Origin of the sequence: Pseudomonas sp. PDM05 (assembly GCF_014851685.1) — a bacterium.
In the GTDB taxonomy this organism is placed as follows: Bacteria; Pseudomonadota; Gammaproteobacteria; order Pseudomonadales; family Pseudomonadaceae; genus Aquipseudomonas.
Genome location: NZ_JACVAC010000003.1, coordinates 1 through 16,206, shown reverse-complemented (window position 1 = coordinate 16,206; position 16,206 = coordinate 1). Strand labels below are relative to the sequence as shown.

14 protein-coding genes are annotated in these 16,206 nt (G+C 61.6%); 5 read left to right on the top strand and 9 right to left on the bottom strand.

From position 1 onward, the window contains the following. Positions 1 to 25 precede the first annotated feature (25 nt). A complete protein-coding gene (gene ilvD, locus IB241_RS07645) occupies positions 26 to 1,867 on the bottom strand; it encodes a dihydroxy-acid dehydratase (RefSeq protein WP_192297858.1) in 1,842 nt (613 codons plus the stop codon). A gap of 280 nt (positions 1,868 to 2,147) precedes the next feature. Here ilvD and IB241_RS07640 point away from each other — a divergent pair, with 280 nt between their 5' ends. After that, entirely contained in the window at positions 2,148 to 3,881 is a 1,734-nt protein-coding gene (locus IB241_RS07640) for a DUF4153 domain-containing protein (protein ID WP_192297857.1), read from the top strand. On the opposite strand, the gene IB241_RS07635 is transcribed toward IB241_RS07640, so the two are convergent. Then, positions 3,856 to 5,031: an MFS transporter gene (locus tag IB241_RS07635; protein ID WP_192297856.1), complete on the bottom strand. Its 1,176-nt coding sequence runs from the start codon at positions 5,029 to 5,031 to the stop codon at positions 3,856 to 3,858. The two genes, IB241_RS07640 and IB241_RS07635, sit on opposite strands and share 26 nt — an antisense overlap. Before the next feature lie 230 nt (positions 5,032 to 5,261). Beyond that, positions 5,262 to 6,458 carry a class I SAM-dependent rRNA methyltransferase gene (locus IB241_RS07630; protein ID WP_005792302.1) on the bottom strand — a complete coding sequence of 399 codons (1,197 nt, stop codon included), beginning with the start codon at positions 6,456 to 6,458 and terminating at the stop codon, positions 5,262 to 5,264. Between the two features lie 279 nt (positions 6,459 to 6,737). On the opposite strand from IB241_RS07630, the gene IB241_RS07625 reads away from it, so the two are divergent. Further along, entirely contained in the window at positions 6,738 to 7,550 is an 813-nt protein-coding gene (locus IB241_RS07625; RefSeq protein ID WP_192298234.1) for an HDOD domain-containing protein, read from the top strand. A gap of 21 nt (positions 7,551 to 7,571) precedes the next feature. Next, positions 7,572 to 8,384 carry a bifunctional DNA-formamidopyrimidine glycosylase/DNA-(apurinic or apyrimidinic site) lyase gene (gene mutM, locus IB241_RS07620; RefSeq protein ID WP_192297855.1) on the top strand — a complete coding sequence of 271 codons (813 nt, stop codon included), beginning with the start codon at positions 7,572 to 7,574 and terminating at the stop codon, positions 8,382 to 8,384. A 114-nt stretch (positions 8,385 to 8,498) separates the two neighbouring features. On the opposite strand, the gene IB241_RS07615 is transcribed toward mutM, so the two are convergent. From IB241_RS07615 to IB241_RS07595, 5 genes are all read right to left on the bottom strand, one after another. Continuing rightward, a complete protein-coding gene (locus IB241_RS07615; protein WP_192297854.1) occupies positions 8,499 to 8,750 on the bottom strand; it encodes a YfhL family 4Fe-4S dicluster ferredoxin in 252 nt (83 codons plus the stop codon). Positions 8,751 to 8,947: 197 nt separating this feature from the next. Continuing rightward, a complete protein-coding gene (coaD, locus tag IB241_RS07610) occupies positions 8,948 to 9,427 on the bottom strand; it encodes a pantetheine-phosphate adenylyltransferase (protein ID WP_003176711.1) in 480 nt (159 codons plus the stop codon). A gap of 103 nt (positions 9,428 to 9,530) precedes the next feature. Further along, the gene (locus IB241_RS07605) at positions 9,531 to 11,126 is read right to left on the bottom strand and encodes a GMC family oxidoreductase (protein WP_192297853.1); all 1,596 of its coding nucleotides are present in this window, start codon (positions 11,124 to 11,126) and stop codon (positions 9,531 to 9,533) included. A gap of 167 nt (positions 11,127 to 11,293) precedes the next feature. Next, entirely contained in the window at positions 11,294 to 11,839 is a 546-nt protein-coding gene (locus IB241_RS07600; RefSeq protein ID WP_192297852.1) for a twin-arginine translocation pathway signal protein, read from the bottom strand. 28 nt (positions 11,840 to 11,867) lie between these two features. Further along, positions 11,868 to 13,295 (bottom strand): coniferyl aldehyde dehydrogenase, encoded by a 1,428-nt coding sequence (locus IB241_RS07595; protein WP_192297851.1) that lies wholly within the window; start codon positions 13,293 to 13,295, stop codon positions 11,868 to 11,870. Between the two features lie 147 nt (positions 13,296 to 13,442). Here IB241_RS07595 and IB241_RS07590 point away from each other — a divergent pair, with 147 nt between their 5' ends. Continuing rightward, positions 13,443 to 14,114, top strand: a complete 672-nt coding sequence (locus IB241_RS07590; RefSeq protein ID WP_192297850.1) for a TetR/AcrR family transcriptional regulator — start codon at positions 13,443 to 13,445, stop codon at positions 14,112 to 14,114. A gap of 33 nt (positions 14,115 to 14,147) precedes the next feature. Beyond that, complete coding sequence (locus tag IB241_RS07585; protein WP_192297849.1) at positions 14,148 to 15,002, top strand: sulfurtransferase; 855 nt, start codon at positions 14,148 to 14,150, stop codon at positions 15,000 to 15,002. A 32-nt stretch (positions 15,003 to 15,034) separates the two neighbouring features. Here the strand turns inward: IB241_RS07585 and IB241_RS07580 are convergent, their stop codons facing one another. After that, positions 15,035 to 16,030, bottom strand: a complete 996-nt coding sequence (locus tag IB241_RS07580; protein ID WP_192297848.1) for a hydrolase — start codon at positions 16,028 to 16,030, stop codon at positions 15,035 to 15,037. Positions 16,031 to 16,206 lie beyond the last annotated feature (176 nt).

Below are 16,206 nucleotides of genomic sequence, written 5' to 3'. Positions count from 1 at the left end.
GGCATTTTTGAGGCGCTGAGGGGGGTTATAGCCCGTCAAGCATCGCTTTGTTACGCACCGCACCCTTGTCGGCACTGGTGGCCAGCAGGGCATAGGCTTTCAACGCGGTGGTGACTTTGCGCGGACGCTTCTCCACCGGCTTCCACCCCTTCTTGTCCTGCTCGACCCGGCGTGCCGCCAGTTCCTCATCGCTGATCAACAGGTTGATCGAACGGTTCGGAATGTCGATCAGCACCTTGTCGCCATCCTGCACCAGGCCAATCGCGCCGCCGGCTGCGGCTTCTGGCGAAGCGTGGCCGATGGACAGGCCCGAGGTGCCGCCAGAGAAACGGCCGTCGGTCAGCAAGGCGCAGGCTTTGCCCAGACCCTTGGATTTCAGGTAAGAGGTCGGGTAGAGCATTTCCTGCATACCCGGGCCGCCTTTCGGGCCTTCGTAGCGGATGATCACGATGTCGCCTTCCTTCACTTCGTCGGCGAGGATGCCGCGAACCGAGCTGTCCTGGCTTTCGTAGATCTTGGCGCGGCCTTCGAAGACGTGGATGGATTCATCCACACCGGCGGTTTTCACCACGCAGCCATCCAGAGCGATGTTGCCGTACAGCACGGCCAGGCCGCCTTCTTTTGAGTAGGCGTGCTCGACGCTGCGGATGCAGCCGTTTTCGCGGTCGTCATCCAGCGTGTCCCAACGGGTCGACTGGCTGAACGCGGTTTGCGTCGGGATGCCGGCCGGGCCAGCCTTGAAGAAGTGGTGCACCGCTTCGTCGTCTGTCTGGGTGATGTCCCACTTGGCGATGGCTTCTTCCATGCTGCGGCTGTGCACGGTCGGCAGGTCGGTGTGCAGCAGGCCGCCACGGGCCAGGGAGCCGAGGATCGAGAAGATCCCGCCGGCGCGGTGCACATCTTCCATGTGGTACTTCTGGATGTTCGGCGCGACTTTGCACAGTTGCGGCACGTGGCGGGACAGGCGGTCGATGTCGCGCAGGTCGAAATCGATCTCGGCTTCCTGGGCCGCGGCCAGCAAGTGCAGGATGGTGTTGGTGGAACCGCCCATGGCGATGTCCAGGGTCATGGCGTTTTCGAACGCCTTGAAGTTGGCAATGTTGCGCGGCAACACCGAGTCATCGTTCTCGCCGTAGTAACGCTTGCACAGCTCGACGATGGTGCGGCCGGCCTGCAGGAACAGCTGCTCGCGGTCGCTGTGGGTGGCCAGTGTCGAACCGTTGCCCGGCAAGGCCAGGCCCAGGGCTTCCACCAGGCAGTTCATCGAGTTGGCGGTGAACATGCCGGAGCACGAGCCGCACGTTGGGCAAGCGCTGCGCTCGTATTCCGCGACCTTCTCGTCAGAAGCGCTGGAATCGGCGGCGATGACCATGGCGTCCACCAGGTCGAGGCCGTGGGAGGCGAGCTTGGTCTTGCCGGCTTCCATCGGGCCGCCGGAGACGAAGATCACCGGGATGTTCAGGCGCAGGGCAGCCATCAGCATGCCGGGGGTGATCTTGTCGCAGTTGGAGATGCACACGATGGCGTCGGCGCAGTGGGCGTTGACCATGTATTCCACGGAGTCGGCGATGATCTCGCGGCTCGGGAGGGAATACAGCATGCCGTCATGGCCCATGGCGATGCCGTCGTCGACGGCGATGGTGTTGAATTCTTTAGCCACACCGCCGGCGCGTTCGATCTCGCGGGCGACCAGTTGGCCCAGGTCCTTGAGGTGGACGTGGCCGGGTACGAACTGGGTGAACGAGTTGGCAATCGCGATGATCGGCTTTTTGAAGTCGTCATCTTTCATCCCCGTGGCACGCCACAGTGCGCGCGCGCCGGCCATGTTGCGGCCGTGGGTGGATGTTTTCGAGCGGTAATCAGGCATTGGAGCACTCCGGGCGGCTAATCAAGTACTAAAGGGGAGTGAGCTTCTATTTCACTACTGGAACACCCGAAAAATGGCCGTGTGTCCGGAAGTTGCCACTCGCGTCGCGGGATCGCCGCGTGCTTGGGCCTCGAGCTCATAAACCCGCCGGGGGATGACTGGCGATGAATAGGGCCGATTCTACACCGCTGGCGGCTGGAGGGAACGGGGCAATACAGGGCCTGCGGCTTTGTTTAGACTGGCGGCCTTTTTTGTCCCTCCCCACTCCAAAGGAACTGGAATGCCCGGTATCAATCGTTTTCTTGGCTTCTACCTGCTGATCGGCCTGGTCCAGGGAATCGCCTTCTATTACTCCGACCAGCTTTATCGCTTGAACGAAGCGCTGTTTTTTGTCACCTACACCCTGGTCCTGGTGGGCGGCACCACGTTGCAGTTGCTCGGGGAAAAAGTCCGGCACTGGCGTTCGCTGTTGCCGACGCTGCTGTTCACCCTGCTGATGGGCGGCATGACGCTGTGGGTGTGTTATGGCGTCGAGCATATCGGCGACGACCGTTGGGCGATCAACTCGTGGTTTATCAGTGTGGTAGTGCTGAGTTACGTCTGCGCCAGCTTCCTGTTCGCCTGGCCCTCGGCCAAAGGCCAGCGCTGGCGCTATGAAGACCTGTTCCAGCAAGCCTGGAACAGCGTGTTCATCGTGCTCTACGCGTTGATCCTGGTGGGGCTGTTCATGGCGTTGCTCAAGCTGTGGGGCCGGCTGTTCCTGATGTTGGGCATCGAGTTCTTCGAGCATCATTTCTGGAGTGAGTTGTTCCTGTGTTTCGCCCTGCCACTGGTGTTCGCGCTCGGCATGTACTTGGCGGCCCGCAGTGAAAAAGTCATCGGCCAGATGCGCGGCATGCTGTTCAGCGCGTGTGGTTTGCTACTGCCGTTGATTGCGCTGATCAGCGTGCTGTTTACCCTGGCCCTGCCGTTTACCGGGCTTGGGCGGATATGGGCGACGGGTTATTCCACACCGATTTTGCTGGTGCTGGCCGGGGCTCAGCTGTTTCTGCTCAACGGGGTGTTCCAGGATGGCGCGCAGCCTCGGCCGTATCCAAAGTGGCTGACGCGGTTTATCGAGTTGAGCCTGTTGTGCCTGCCGGTGCTCGCGGCGCTGGCGTTTTATTCGAGCTGGCTGCGGGTCGAGCAATACGCCTTGTCGCCGCAACGGTTCATTGCGCTGGCGGCGGCATCACTGTGTGGTTTGTACGGCCTGGCGGCGGTGTGGGCGGTGGTGCTGCGTAAACCGGTGTGGCTGGGCAACTTGCGTGTGACCAACCCGGCACTGGCGTTGCTGTTTTGTGCGCTGGTGGTGTTGATCAACACGCCGCTGCTCAACCCGGTACAGATCAGTGTGAATGATCAGGTGCAACGCTTGCTCGACGGGCGCACCAAGGCCGAGGCCTTTGATGCGCACTACCTGCGTTTTGGCCTGGAGAAGGCCGGCGAGGAGGCTTACGCCAAGTTGCAGGAGGATCTGGATAAAGAGCGCATTCTCGACGCGGACTCCCGTCGCGTCTTGCGCGAACGGATGGACGACACGGCGCTGAGTTTCAGCGAGCAATATGCCAAGGAGCGCGCCCAGCGGCCCAAGGCCGAACTCGAATGGATCGGCCCCAAGCCCAAGGGCAGCGAACAGTTTGCCGAACTGAGTCTGGAAACCGACTCACCGTGCGAATCCAACTGTGTGTTGTGGGCAGTGGATCTCGACCTGGATGGCCAGCCCGAAGTGCTGGCGATTCCGAACACCGGCTACCGCCAAGACTCCAAGCCACCGCGCATCTTTGCCCTGGATGAGAAAGGCCAATGGGACGATCGCGGCCCACTGATCTGGACGCAACTGCCGGACGGCTATGTGGACACCGAAACGCTGATCCACGACATCCGCATCGGCAGGATCGAACTGGTCAAGCCGCGTTACCGGCAATTGCAGACCAGTGACATGCTGCTCACGCCGGTAATGCGCGAGCCGTAGTCTGCCGGTTGGTCACCAGCCCCCATAGGCTGAGCACGATAAAACTGAGGGCGATGCTCAGCAGCAGATGCTCGCCGGCCTGGGCCAGCGCCGCGCTGCTGACGGCGGCGGTGAGGAACATGATGCTGTTGCCCGCCGACGCGGCCGTGCCGGCGCTGCTGGAGAACAGCAGCATCGCTGCGGAAATGGCTGCGGGTCGCACCAGGGTCACGGCCAGCGCGCTGATCAGCATCGGGATCAGCAAGGTCACCGTGGTGATGGCGCGCATGCCGACAATCAATGTCAGCAGCCCCCCGGCGACACTCAGCAAGCCGAGGCCGATGTTTATCTGCCGCGAAAGGGTGATGCGCTTCTGCAAATACGACGCCACGACGCCGCCGAGCAGGTAGGCCACGCCGTACACCATCAGCACCAGCGCGTATTGGTATTCGGAAAGCTGCAGCGTGTCCATGAAGATCAGCGGTGTCACGCTGATCAGCGCGAAGTAGCAGGCGAACACCAGCGCGGCGATCCACCAATAACGTAGGAAGTCGCGATTTTTAGCCACGGCTTTCAGCGTGCCGATGATGGAAACGGCGGCGCGGTGCGTGCTGGCGGCCTTCGACGGCAGGATGCAGGCCGCGTGGATCAACATGCCCAGGGCCATCAGGGCAAAGCCGTAGAAACTGCCTTGCCAGTCGAAGGTGGTTTGCAGCCAGGAGCCGATCAGCGGTGACAGCGCGACAAACGAGCCGCTCAAGGTCATGTAATACAGGCGTATGCGGGCGCGGTCTTGTTCGTCGAACAGGTCTTCCACCAGCGCGTGACCCAGCACGAAAAATCCACAGCCCATGGCCTGGACACTGCGAAACAGCAGGAAGCTCAGGTAATCCGGCGCCCATGCGCAACCGATGGCGCCGAGGATCGACAGGCTGATGCAGCCGACCAGCACTTCCTTGCGCCCCCATTTATCCGACAGCGGGCCGGCCACCAGTTGCGAGACCGCAAAGACCAGCGTGAACAGGCTGATGGACAGCGCGACGTCAGCGGTGGGCGTATCGAAGTGGGCGGACAGGGCGGGGAAGGAGGGCAGCAGGATATTGATCGGAAAGAAGCTGATCAGGGAAATGCAGGTGATCAGGATGAAGCGCGAGAGGGTCGGCCCGGACATTGTTTTTGTTTTCCGCAGTAGAACCAGAAACCGATACTAGTCTGCGGAAAGTGGAATTCAATCAAAAAAAGTGGCTTGTAGAAGTCGGAACAATGTTTCTGGCACTGCGCAAAAAAGTGTGGGAGCGGGCTTGCTCGCGAATACGGTGTGTCAGTTAACAACTTTGTAACTGATCCACCGCATTCGCGAGCAAGCCCGCTCCCACATTTTGTTCTGCGTTCTAACTCTACTTAGCTGTTAGGCAGCAGGCGGCACGTGATGCTCTTGATGTAGCGCGTCTCGACAATCGCCGGATGCACCGGGTGATCCGGGCCCTGGCCGCCGCGTTCGAGCATCTGGATATTGCGGTCCAGGTGGCGGGCGCTGGTCAGCAGGATGTTTTGCAGGTCGTCTTCCGGCAGGTGCATGGAGCACGAAGCGCTGACGAGGATGCCGTCTTTGCTGAGCAGGCGCATGGCTTGCTCGTTCAGGCGGCGGTAGGCGCCTTCGCCGTTCTTCATGTCTTTTTTGCGTTTGATGAAGGCCGGTGGGTCGGCGACGATCACGTCGAAGCGTTCTTCGCTGGCTTTCAGTTCTTTCAAGGCTTCAAACACGTCGCCTTCGATGCAGGTCATTTTCTCGGCGAAGCCGTTCAGCGCGGCGTTGCGTTCCACGCCGTCGAGGGCGAAGGCCGAGGCGTCGACGCAGAACACTTCACTGGCGCCAAAGGCCGCGGCTTGCACGCCCCAGCCGCCGATGTAGCTGTACAGGTCGAGTACACGTTTGCCTTTGGCATACGGCGCTAGGCGCGCGCGGTTCATGCGGTGGTCGTAGAACCAGCCGGTTTTCTGGCCCTGGATCACCGGGGCTTCGAATTTCACGCCGTTTTCTTCCAGCGCCACCCACTCCGGCACCAGGCCGAACACGGTTTCGACGTAACGGTTGAGGCCTTCGGCGTCGCGCGCGGCGGAGTCGTTCTTGAACAGGATGCCGCTGGGCTTGAGCACTTGGGTCAGGGCGGCGATCACGTCTTCTTTATGGGCTTCCATGGTCGCCGAGGCGATCTGTACCACCAGGATGTCGCCGAAACGGTCGACCACCAGGCCTGGCAACAGGTCGGAATCGCCGTAGACCAGGCGGTAGAACGGCTTGTCGAACAGGCGGTCACGCAGGGACAGGGCGACGTTCAGGCGGTGCACCAGCAGCGACTTGTCCAGCGGCAACTTGATGTCGCGCGACAGTAGGCGGGCGCAGATCAGGTTGTTCGGGCTCATGGCCACGATGCCCAGGGTCTTGCCGCCGGCCGCTTCCAGGATAGCCTGGTCGCCTGCCTGGAAGCCGTGGAGTGGGGTGGCGGCCACGTCGATTTCGTTGCTGTAGACCCACAGGTGGCCGTTGCGCAAACGACGATCGGCGTTGGCTTTGAGACGCAGGCTTGGCAGGGACATGACGTCGCTCCGGAAAAAAGAGCGGGAGTATACCTGTTGCACGCCGTTTCATGTGGGAGCTGGCTTGCCTGCGATGCAGACGGCGCGGTGTATCTGACGTACGGCGGTGAGGCCATCGCAGGCAAGCCAGCTCCCACCTTGGATCGGGTTCCAGTTCGGGTTTTTGAGGTGTCGGTCAGGTTTGCTTAGGGGTTAGAATCCCCGCCTAGCCCAGAGTAAGTACTTATGTCCCAAGAGCTATCCGCCGAACAGATCCAGCAGGCCCTGCAAGGCATCAGTGTGCCGCCTCAACCGCAGATCATGGTGGATCTGCAGATGGAGCAGTACATGCCTGACCCGGACCTGGAAGTGATCGCCCGGCTGATCGCCCAGGACCCGGGCCTGTCCGGCGCGTTGCTGAAGATCGTCAACTCGTCGTATTACGGCTTGAGCAACAAGATCGCCTCGATCCAGCGCGCCGTGAACCTGCTGGGCAGCCGTTCGATCATCAACCTGATCAACGCCCTGTCGATCAAGGGCGAGATGAGCGACGACACCATCGTCACCCTCAACCGCTTCTGGGACACTGCCCAGGACGTGGCCATGACCTGCCTGACCCTGGCCAAGCGCATCGGCGCCCAGGCGGTGGACGAGGCTTACGCCCTCGGCCTGTTCCACGATTGCGGCGTGCCGCTGATGCTCAAGCGCTTCCCCAACTACATGACGGTGCTCGAAGAGGCCTATGCCAACGCCGGCCCCGACTGCCGTGTGGTCGACACCGAGAACAACGCGTTCAACACCAACCACGCGGTGGTCGGCTACTACACCGCCAAGTCCTGGCGCCTGCCGGAGCATGTGACCGACGCCATCGCCAACCACCACAACGCCCTGGCGATCTTCAGCGATGAATCGTCGCGCAATCCGCAGCTGAAAAACCTGCTGGCGATCCTCAAAATGGCCGAGCACATCGGCTCGTCGTACCGCGTGTTGGGCAACCAGACTGTCGATCATGAGTGGAATGCCATCGGCCATCTGGTGCTGGACTACGTGGGCCTGTCGGACTACGACTTCGAAAGCATGAAGTTGTCGATCCGCGAACTGGGCGCCCACTGACCCTTCTTTCACGAGGTACACATGCCCGAGTTACCTGAAGTCGAAACCACCCGGCGCGGAATTGCGCCGCACCTGGAAGGCCAGCGCGTCAGCCGCGTGGTGGTCCGTGAGCGGCGCCTGCGCTGGCCGATCCCGGAAGACCTGGATGTGCGCCTGTCCGGGCAGCGCATCGTGCTGGTGGAACGGCGCGCCAAGTACCTGTTGATCAATGCCGAAGTGGGCACCTTGATCAGTCACCTGGGCATGTCGGGCAACCTGCGCCTGGTGGAGGTCGGCACGCCAGCGGCCAAGCATGAGCATGTGGACATCGAGCTGGAGTCTGGCCTGGCCCTGCGCTACACCGACCCGCGGCGCTTTGGCGCGATGCTCTGGAGCCAGGACCCGCACAACCACGAGCTGCTGCTGCGCCTGGGGCCGGAGCCGTTGACCGACCTGTTCGACGGTGAGCGTTTGTTTCAACTGTCTCGCGGCAAGTCGATGGCGGTGAAGCCGTTCATCATGGACAACGCGGTGGTGGTTGGTGTGGGCAACATCTATGCGACCGAGGCGTTGTTTGCGGCGGGGATTGATCCGCGTCGTGCGGCGGGCGGTATTTCCCGTGGGCGCTATTTAAAGCTGGCGATCGAGATCAAGCGCATCCTGGCCGCTGCGATCGAGCGGGGCGGTACGACATTGCGCGACTTTATCGGTGGGGACGGGCAGCCGGGGTACTTCCAGCAGGAGCTGTTTGTCTATGGCCGGGGGAACGAGGCGTGCAAGGTGTGCGGGACTGAGTTGCGCAATGTGGTGCTGGGGCAGCGGGCGAGTGTGTTTTGCCCAAGGTGTCAGAGCTGATTGCTCGGTGATGGCTGATGACGCCTTCGCGAGCAAGCCCGCTCCCACATTCGACCGCATTCTCATGTTGGAACTCGGTTAACTGTGGGAGCGGGCTTGCTCGCGAAGAGGCCCTTAAGCCTTGCCAGTAATCTTGCGGTACTTCTCCATCAACTGCTCTTGCGATTCCGGATGGGCTTCATCCAGCGGAATGCAATCCACCGGGCAGACCTGCTGGCACTGAGGTTCGTCATAGTGGCCGACGCACTGCGTGCACAGGTTCGGATCGATCACGTAGATCTCTTCACCTTGGGAAATGGCAGCGTTCGGGCACTCGGGTTCGCAGACGTCGCAGTTGATGCAATCGTCGGTGATGATCAGGGACATGGAAACTCCTGCCAGGGCTGTCAGCCAGGGCATCTGAAAACTAATGCGCGCAATTGTGCCGCATTGGCGGCCGCAGTGCGAGCAGCTCTGACCTATGGCTGTAGTGAGCGGGCTTGCCCCGCGCTGCGATCGACCAGGCGCCTCAAGCTAACCTGACACACCGCGGGCGCGGGCAAGCCCGCTGACTACGGGCCAAATTACTTCTTGAAGCGCAGGGTCAGTGCATCGGCGACGGCCGGGTGGACGAACTTGGTGATATCTCCACCCAACGCGGCGATTTCACGAACCAACGTCGAGGAAATGAACGAATAACGTTCCGACGGCGTGAGAAACAGGCTCTCCACATCCGGCGCCAGTTGGCGGTTCATGTTGGCCAGCTGGAATTCGTATTCGAAGTCCGACACCGCGCGCAGGCCGCGCAGGAACACATTGGCATTCTGCTCTTTGGCGAAATGCGCCAGCAGCGTCGAGAAGCCCACCACTTCCACATTGGGCAGGTGCTTGGTGACTTCACGCGCCAGCTCCACGCGCTGTTCCAGGGGGAACAGCGGGTTTTTCTTGGGGCTGGCTGCGACCGCGATGATCACATGGTCGAACAAGCGTGAGGCGCGTTCGACCAGATCGCCATGGCCTTTGGTAATCGGGTCGAAAGTACCTGGGTACAACACTCGGTTCATCGCGTCGTCCTGGCGGAGTCCGTTGGGGAACCGGATGGTATCGCAGCCATCCCGGTCGGCCAAGTCGACTTATGTAGATAGAGGCCGCTTATCCGACGTTTTTTCACGCTGTTTTCAGACGTTCGGCCAAGGCCGTGGCCAATTGTGCGGTCAATCCATACACCGACAATTGCGGGTTTGCCCCAATGCTGGTGGGGAATAGCGAGCCATCGTGGATCGACAGGTTGCGTAATTGGTGATGGCGCCCGAGGCTGTCGGCCACCGCATTTTTCGGCTCTTCGCCCATGGCGCAACCGCCCATCACATGGGCGCTGCCCAGGCAGGTGCGGTGCAGTTCCAGCTTCAGGCCTTCGATCAGGGTTCGGGCTTCGGCCAGGGTTTTGACGTAGCGCGCATCGTGATGCAGCGGCTTGACCGACTTGGCGCCCGCGGCGAACTGAATCTCGGCCATGCTGTGGAATGCCCGGCGCAGGCCGTCCCAGGCGTAGTCCGAGACCTGATAGTCGAGCACCGGCGTACCGTCGCCGCGCAACTCCACGTTGCCACCGGGGCTGTCGGGGTGAAAGCCGTCGCGCAGCAGGGCGAGCATCGCGTGGGTATTGGGCAGTTGGCTCATGTCCAGGGCGTTTTGCGTGCCGTAGCCACCGAGCAGCGTACTGGCCAGCGCCGGGTGCAGGGGCGGCGCCTCAAGCTTGTACGACATTTTGCCGGTGGTGCCGTCCTGCCATTGGAAATGGTCGGAGTAGATCGACTGCGGTGCGCCGTAGAACGGGTTGATCACCTCGTCGAACAGCCCGGCGGAAAAATTCACCAGGTGCAAAAAGGTCCGCTTGCCCAGGCGCGAGTGCGGGTCGGGCGCGTCCGAGCGCATCAGTAGGGCCGGGCTGTTGATGCCGCCGCCAGACAGCACGTAGTGCTTGGCCTTCACGCTGATCCTGCGCCCTGTGGGCGCCACGCACAGGGCGTCCATCGCCACGCATTCCAGGCTGCTGATGGTGTCGCCGGTGAATTTCAGGCGTTCGGCGCGGGCGAGGTAGAGCAGCTCACCGCCTTTTTCCAGGGTGGACGGGATCGTGGTCACCAGCATCGATTGCTTGGCGTTGACCGGGCACCCCATGCCGCAATACCCCAGGTTGAAGCAGCCACGTACGTTGCGCGGGATCACGTGCCAGCTGTAGCCGAGCTTCTCGCAGCCTTTGCGGATCACCTCGTTGTTGGCATTCGGCGGCATGGCCCAGGGGGCGATGCCCAGGCGCTGCTCCATTTTTTCAAACCACGGCGCCATCTCGGCGCTGCTGTGGCCCTTCACCGCGTATTCGCTGGCCCAGTGGGAAAGGGTGGCGTCTGGTGTGCGAAAGCTCGATGTCCAGTTGATCAGCGTGGTGCCGCCTACCGCCCGACCTTGCAGGATGGTGATCGAGCCGTCCTTGCTCATGCGGCCGATGCCTTCCTGGTACAGGCTGGTGTAGGCCTCGTCTTCAAGCAGCTTGAAGTCGCTGCTGGTCTTGAGCGGGCCTTCCTCGATCAGCAACACTTTGTAGCCGGCGGCACTGAGGATTTCGGCGGTGGTACCGCCCCCGGCGCCGCTGCCGATGATGGCTACGTCGGCTTCCAGGGTCAGGTCGCTGTCGAGGGCAGAGCCATTGTGGGTTTTCCAGCCACGGGCCAGGCCATCACGGAACAGATCGGGTACGGGCATAGACATGCACTCTTATTTTTGTACGAAGTTGAGTTCAGGCATTCACTGCAAACCCCCTGTGGGAGCGGGCTTGCCCGCGAAGGCGGTGGGTCAGCCAATACCGCCTTCACTGATGCACCGCCATCGCAGGCAAGCCAGCTCCCACAGTTTTGATGGGGTTATCAACGCTAGATCTTCGGCGGCCCGGGATAGCCGCAGTGGGCCCACGACGCCGGCTGGAAGTACCACGCCATGATCACCAGCTTGAGCAGCGAGCCCTGGCCCATGCGCAACAGGTTCAGGTAACTGTTCTCCCAGCGGTGCAGGAAATTGCGGATCTGCTCGCTGCTGGCGTTTTCCCAACTGCCCCAGATCCCGGTCAACGGTCCGCGGGTGATGCCCATGCCCAGCACGTCGAACAGTTGCTGGGTGAGCTTGAACATCTCCGGCGACAGGCGTTGCAGGCTGAAGTCGAGCTTTTTCAGCGTGTCTTCGATTGCGCTGGCGACTTCCTGGGCGCTGGCCACGCCTTCAAGCAGCACCGGGATGACGGCGCGCAGGAACGGCAAATCACTGCTGCGCAACATCACAAAACCGCTGGCCGGCGTGCTGCTGGAGCAGCCGCTGAGGCTGGCGCCAAGCCCGGCGGTGGCCAGGAAGGCGCTGGCGCACAGGCCGATTTTCAAGACGCCGCGCCGTGACAGCGCGGGTGTTTCAGTCAGGCTGGGGTTCATTGTTATTGTTATCCCGAGAGTGGCGTGATCAGCGGATAAACAGCTTCTGGATCAACTTCTGGATGGATTTTCCGTACGGTGGGTAGATCAATTTCGCGGCGTTCAGGCGCTGTTTCACCAGCACGCCCTTGGCCTTGCTGAAGGTGAGAAAGCCTTCGTGACCGTGGTAGTGGCCCATGCCCGAGGGGCCGATGCCGCCAAATGGCATGTCGTCCTGGGCCACGTGCAGCAGGGTGTCGTTCAGGCATACGCCGCCGGAATGGGTCTCGTGCAGCACACGCTCCTGTTCGCGCTTGTTGTAGCCGAAGTAATACAGGGCCAGCGGGCGAGGGCGCTGGTTGATGTAGGCAAAGGCCTGGTCGAGGCCGCGATAGGGCACGATGGGCAGCAGCGGGCCGAAGATCTCGTCCTGCATCACCGTCATGTCGTCGCTGACATTCAGCAGCAGGCTGTGGGCCATGCGCCGTGCCTGGCCTTGCTCATACAGCGGGATCAGGGTGGCGCCTTTGTCGGTGGCGTCCTTGGTGTAGGCATTGAGCCGCGCCAATTGCCGTTCGTTGATGATGGCGGTGTAGTCCGGGTTGTCTGCCAGGGTCGGATAAAACCCGCGAATGGCTTGGGTGTAGGCCTCGACGAACCCTTCCACACGCTCTTCCGGGACCAGCACGTAGTCCGGCGCCACGCAGGTCTGCCCGGCGTTCAAGGCTTTGCCGAAGGCGATGCGTTCGGCGGCGTCCTTGAGCGGCACATCGGCGGACACGATGGCCGGCGACTTGCCGCCCAGCTCCAGGGTGACCGGCGTGAGGTGCTCGGCCGCCGCGCGCATCACGTGTTTGCCGATGCTGGTGGCGCCGGTGAACAGCAGGTGGTCGAAACGCAGCCTGGAAAACGCCATGCCCACTTCAGCTTCGCCCAGCACCACGCACACCAGGTCTTCGGGAAAGATCTTCGCCAGCAGCGTCTTGAGCAGTTCGCCGGTGGCCGGGGTGGATTCGCTGAGCTTGAGCATCACCCGGTTACCGGCGGCCAATGCACCGACCAGCGGGCCGATGGCCAGGTACAGCGGGTAATTCCAAGGCACGATCACCCCGACCACGCCCAGCGGTTGATAGATGACTTTGGCTGACGCGGGCTGGAAGGCCAGGCCTACGGCGCGGCGCGAAGGCTTCATCCAGCCCTTGAGGTGTTTGCTGGCGTAGTGAATGCCATGCAGGCTGGGCATCAGTTCGGCGAACAGGGTTTCGTCGGCGCTGCGGTGGCTGAAGTCCTGGCTGATCGCGTTGATCAACGCCTGGCGTTCGTCGCTGAGCACGTCGCGCAAGGCCTTGAGCCACTGCAGGCGTTGCGCTGCCGGCGGCATCGGGTTGGCGGCATAGGCGCGCTGTTGGGCGTCGAACAGGTCCTGGAGTTGATCCAGCGCCTGGGAATCTTGCAGGTAGGCAACGTTGGCAGACATGGCGCAGTTCCCGGTTGTTATAGGTCTGCCTGGATTTTTAGAGTCATTGCTCTAAATTGTCAAATAACATTGCAGCAACATGCAGATTTATCCTGGCCGGGATAGGCCGTAAGATGCCCCATCACGTGTATAGAAGCTGATTCCCCTATGGCACCACGAGTAAAGACCAGCGAGCGCATTGTGCAAACCAGCCTGGAGCTTTTTAACCAGCAGGGCGAGCGCAGTATCAGCACCAACCACATCGCCGCCCACATGGAAATTTCGCCGGGCAACCTGTACTACCACTTCCCCAACAAGCAGGCGATCATCGCCGTGCTGTTTCGTGAATACGAAGCCCTGGTAGACAGTTTTCTGCGCCCGCCCCAGGGGCGCGCCGCCACCGTTGAAGACAAGCGCTTCTACTTGCAGGCCCTGCTGGCCGGCATGTGGCGCTATCGTTTCCTGCACCGCGACCTTGAACACTTGCTGGAAAGCGACCCGGAACTGGCCACCGGCTATCGGCGGTTTTCCCAGCGCTGCCTGACCCAGGGCAACGCCATCTACCGGGGGTTTGTCGATGCCGGCATCCTCAATATGGACCCGATCCAAACCGAAGCCCTGACCCTCAATGCGTGGATCATCCTTACGTCGTGGGTGCGTTTCCTGTGCACCACCAATGAAAACTCCGCCCATTTGAGCGCCGAGGCGATCAAACGCGGGGTGTATCAAGTGCTGGTGCTGGAGGCGGGGTTTGTCACACCCCAAGCCAAGGATGCGGTGGATGCGTTGTTCAAAGAGTTTTACGTGCCGTTGAATCAGGCACTGGAAGAAGTGAAGTAGGACCTTTCCCGAATCTGTTTACAGGAGTCCGTCATGCCGCTTGCCCAACTGATCAGTCCCTCCCAATTGGCCGAGCGCCAGAAGTCGCCCGGGCTGGTGATCCTGGATTGCCGTTTTGCTCTCGAAGACCCGGATTACGGGCGTTGCAGCTACGCCGAGGGGCATATCGAGGGCGCGCAGTACGCTGACCTTGAGCGCCACCTCAGTGGCCCGGTGATTAAAGGCGTGACCGGCCGTCATCCACTGCCGGCGGCGGACGTTCTGCTTCAACAACTGCAGGCGTGGGGCATCAATGCCGACACCGACGTGGTGCTGTATGACGACGGCCCCGGCGCATACGCCGCCCGGGCGTGGTGGTTGCTGGCCTGGTTGGGCAAGCGCGATGGTGTGTTTATCCTCGATGGTGGCCTCAAGGCCTGGCATGCCGCCGGTTTCCCGTTGAGCCTGGATGCGCCGCTGGTTGCGTCTGGGACCTTTGTCGGCACGCCGGATAACGGTTTGCTACTGGATGCCGAGCACTTGCAAAAACGCTTGGGCCAGCCAGGTTTGACCCTGATCGATGCCCGCGCACAGGCGCGGTTTCGTGGTGAGGTTGAGCCGATCGACCCGGTTGCCGGGCATATTCCGGGGGCGCAGTGCGCGGCGTTCAGTGAAAACCTGGGCAGCGATGGGCGTTTCCTGCCGGTTGAGCAGCTCAAGCAACGGTTTGCTGATCAGTTGCAAGGCCGCTCACCGGACGAGTTGGTGGCCTATTGCGGTTCGGGGGTCACGGCGTGTCATAACCTGTTTGCCCTGAGCCTGGCGGGGTACCCATTGGGTAAGTTGTATGCGGGGTCTTGGAGTGAGTGGATTACTGATCCGGCGCGGGCTATTGCAACCGGCGATTGAGCTATTCGGGATCTAAGCCCGCTCCCACATTTTTACCGATGTTGTGTCAGTAGCCATTGTGGGATGCGGCGTTCGAGGTAGTAGCTCGGGCGCTTGAGTGAGCCGTCGACAAATCCGACATGCCCACCTTTGGCGGTCAATTCGAACTCCGTGCAATCCGACAACTCAGCGGCCTCAGGCAAGCTGTGGGCAAACACGAACGGATCATCCGCCGCCTGGATAATCAGCGTCGGCGTGCGGATTTCCCCCAAGTAGTAGCGACTCGACGCCCGTCGGTAATAGTCCTCGGCACTGAGGAAGCCATGCAGTGGCGCAGTCACCCGCCCGTCGAAATCCCAGAATGTGCGCATCTTCTCCAGCGAGCCCAAGGCCTCCAGGGTCTTCAGCCCGTCCGCGCGGCCGTCCTGTAGGAAGCGGCTCTGCTTGACGCGGATATACGCGAGCATCTCGCGCATGAAGTGCTTCTGGTACACCCGCGAAAACCCCAGCCCGATGCGGTCGGCGCATTGATCCAGGCGAAAGGGCACCGACACCGCCGCCGCGCCTTGCAGCCCGCAGGCACCGCCGGTTTCACCGAGGTGCTTGAGCAGCACGTTGCCACCCAGCGAATACCCCACGGCATACAGCGGCGCCAACGGTCGCTTGGCACGCAGGTGGGCAATTGCGGCGGCCAGGTCTTCGCTGGCGCCCGAGTGATAGCTGCGCGCCAGTAGATTGGGCTCTCCCGAACAACCACGCCAGTTCAGCGCTGCGCTGGCCCAGCCTTGGCTGGCGAGGGCTTTTTGCAGGCCGGCGACGTAGGGCGAGTTGGATGAACCGGTCAGCCCGTGCAGCACCAGCACCAGCGGCGCTTGGGCGTCGTGGGGGCCGTGCCAGTCGAGGTCGAGGAAGTCACCGTCGTCCAGCCACAGGCGTTCGCGTTGGCGTTCGAGATGGGTAGTGGGGCGCCACAGCGGCCCCCACAGTGTTTGCAGGTGGGGGTTGCCGAGGCCGAAGGCGGGTTTGAACCGGTCTGAAGAGGGAGTCATGAGAATCTCGGTAGCAGGCGAACTCAATGGTGGTGAGCGGGCTCGCCCCGGTACAAACCGGGGACATCGTTTACATATCTAACCGGGGACATGGTTTACAGGTTAATACGCATGATCAGGAGGTAACTGATCATGCCCTGGAACCAAGAGTCTCCCATGGATCAACGAATCAAACT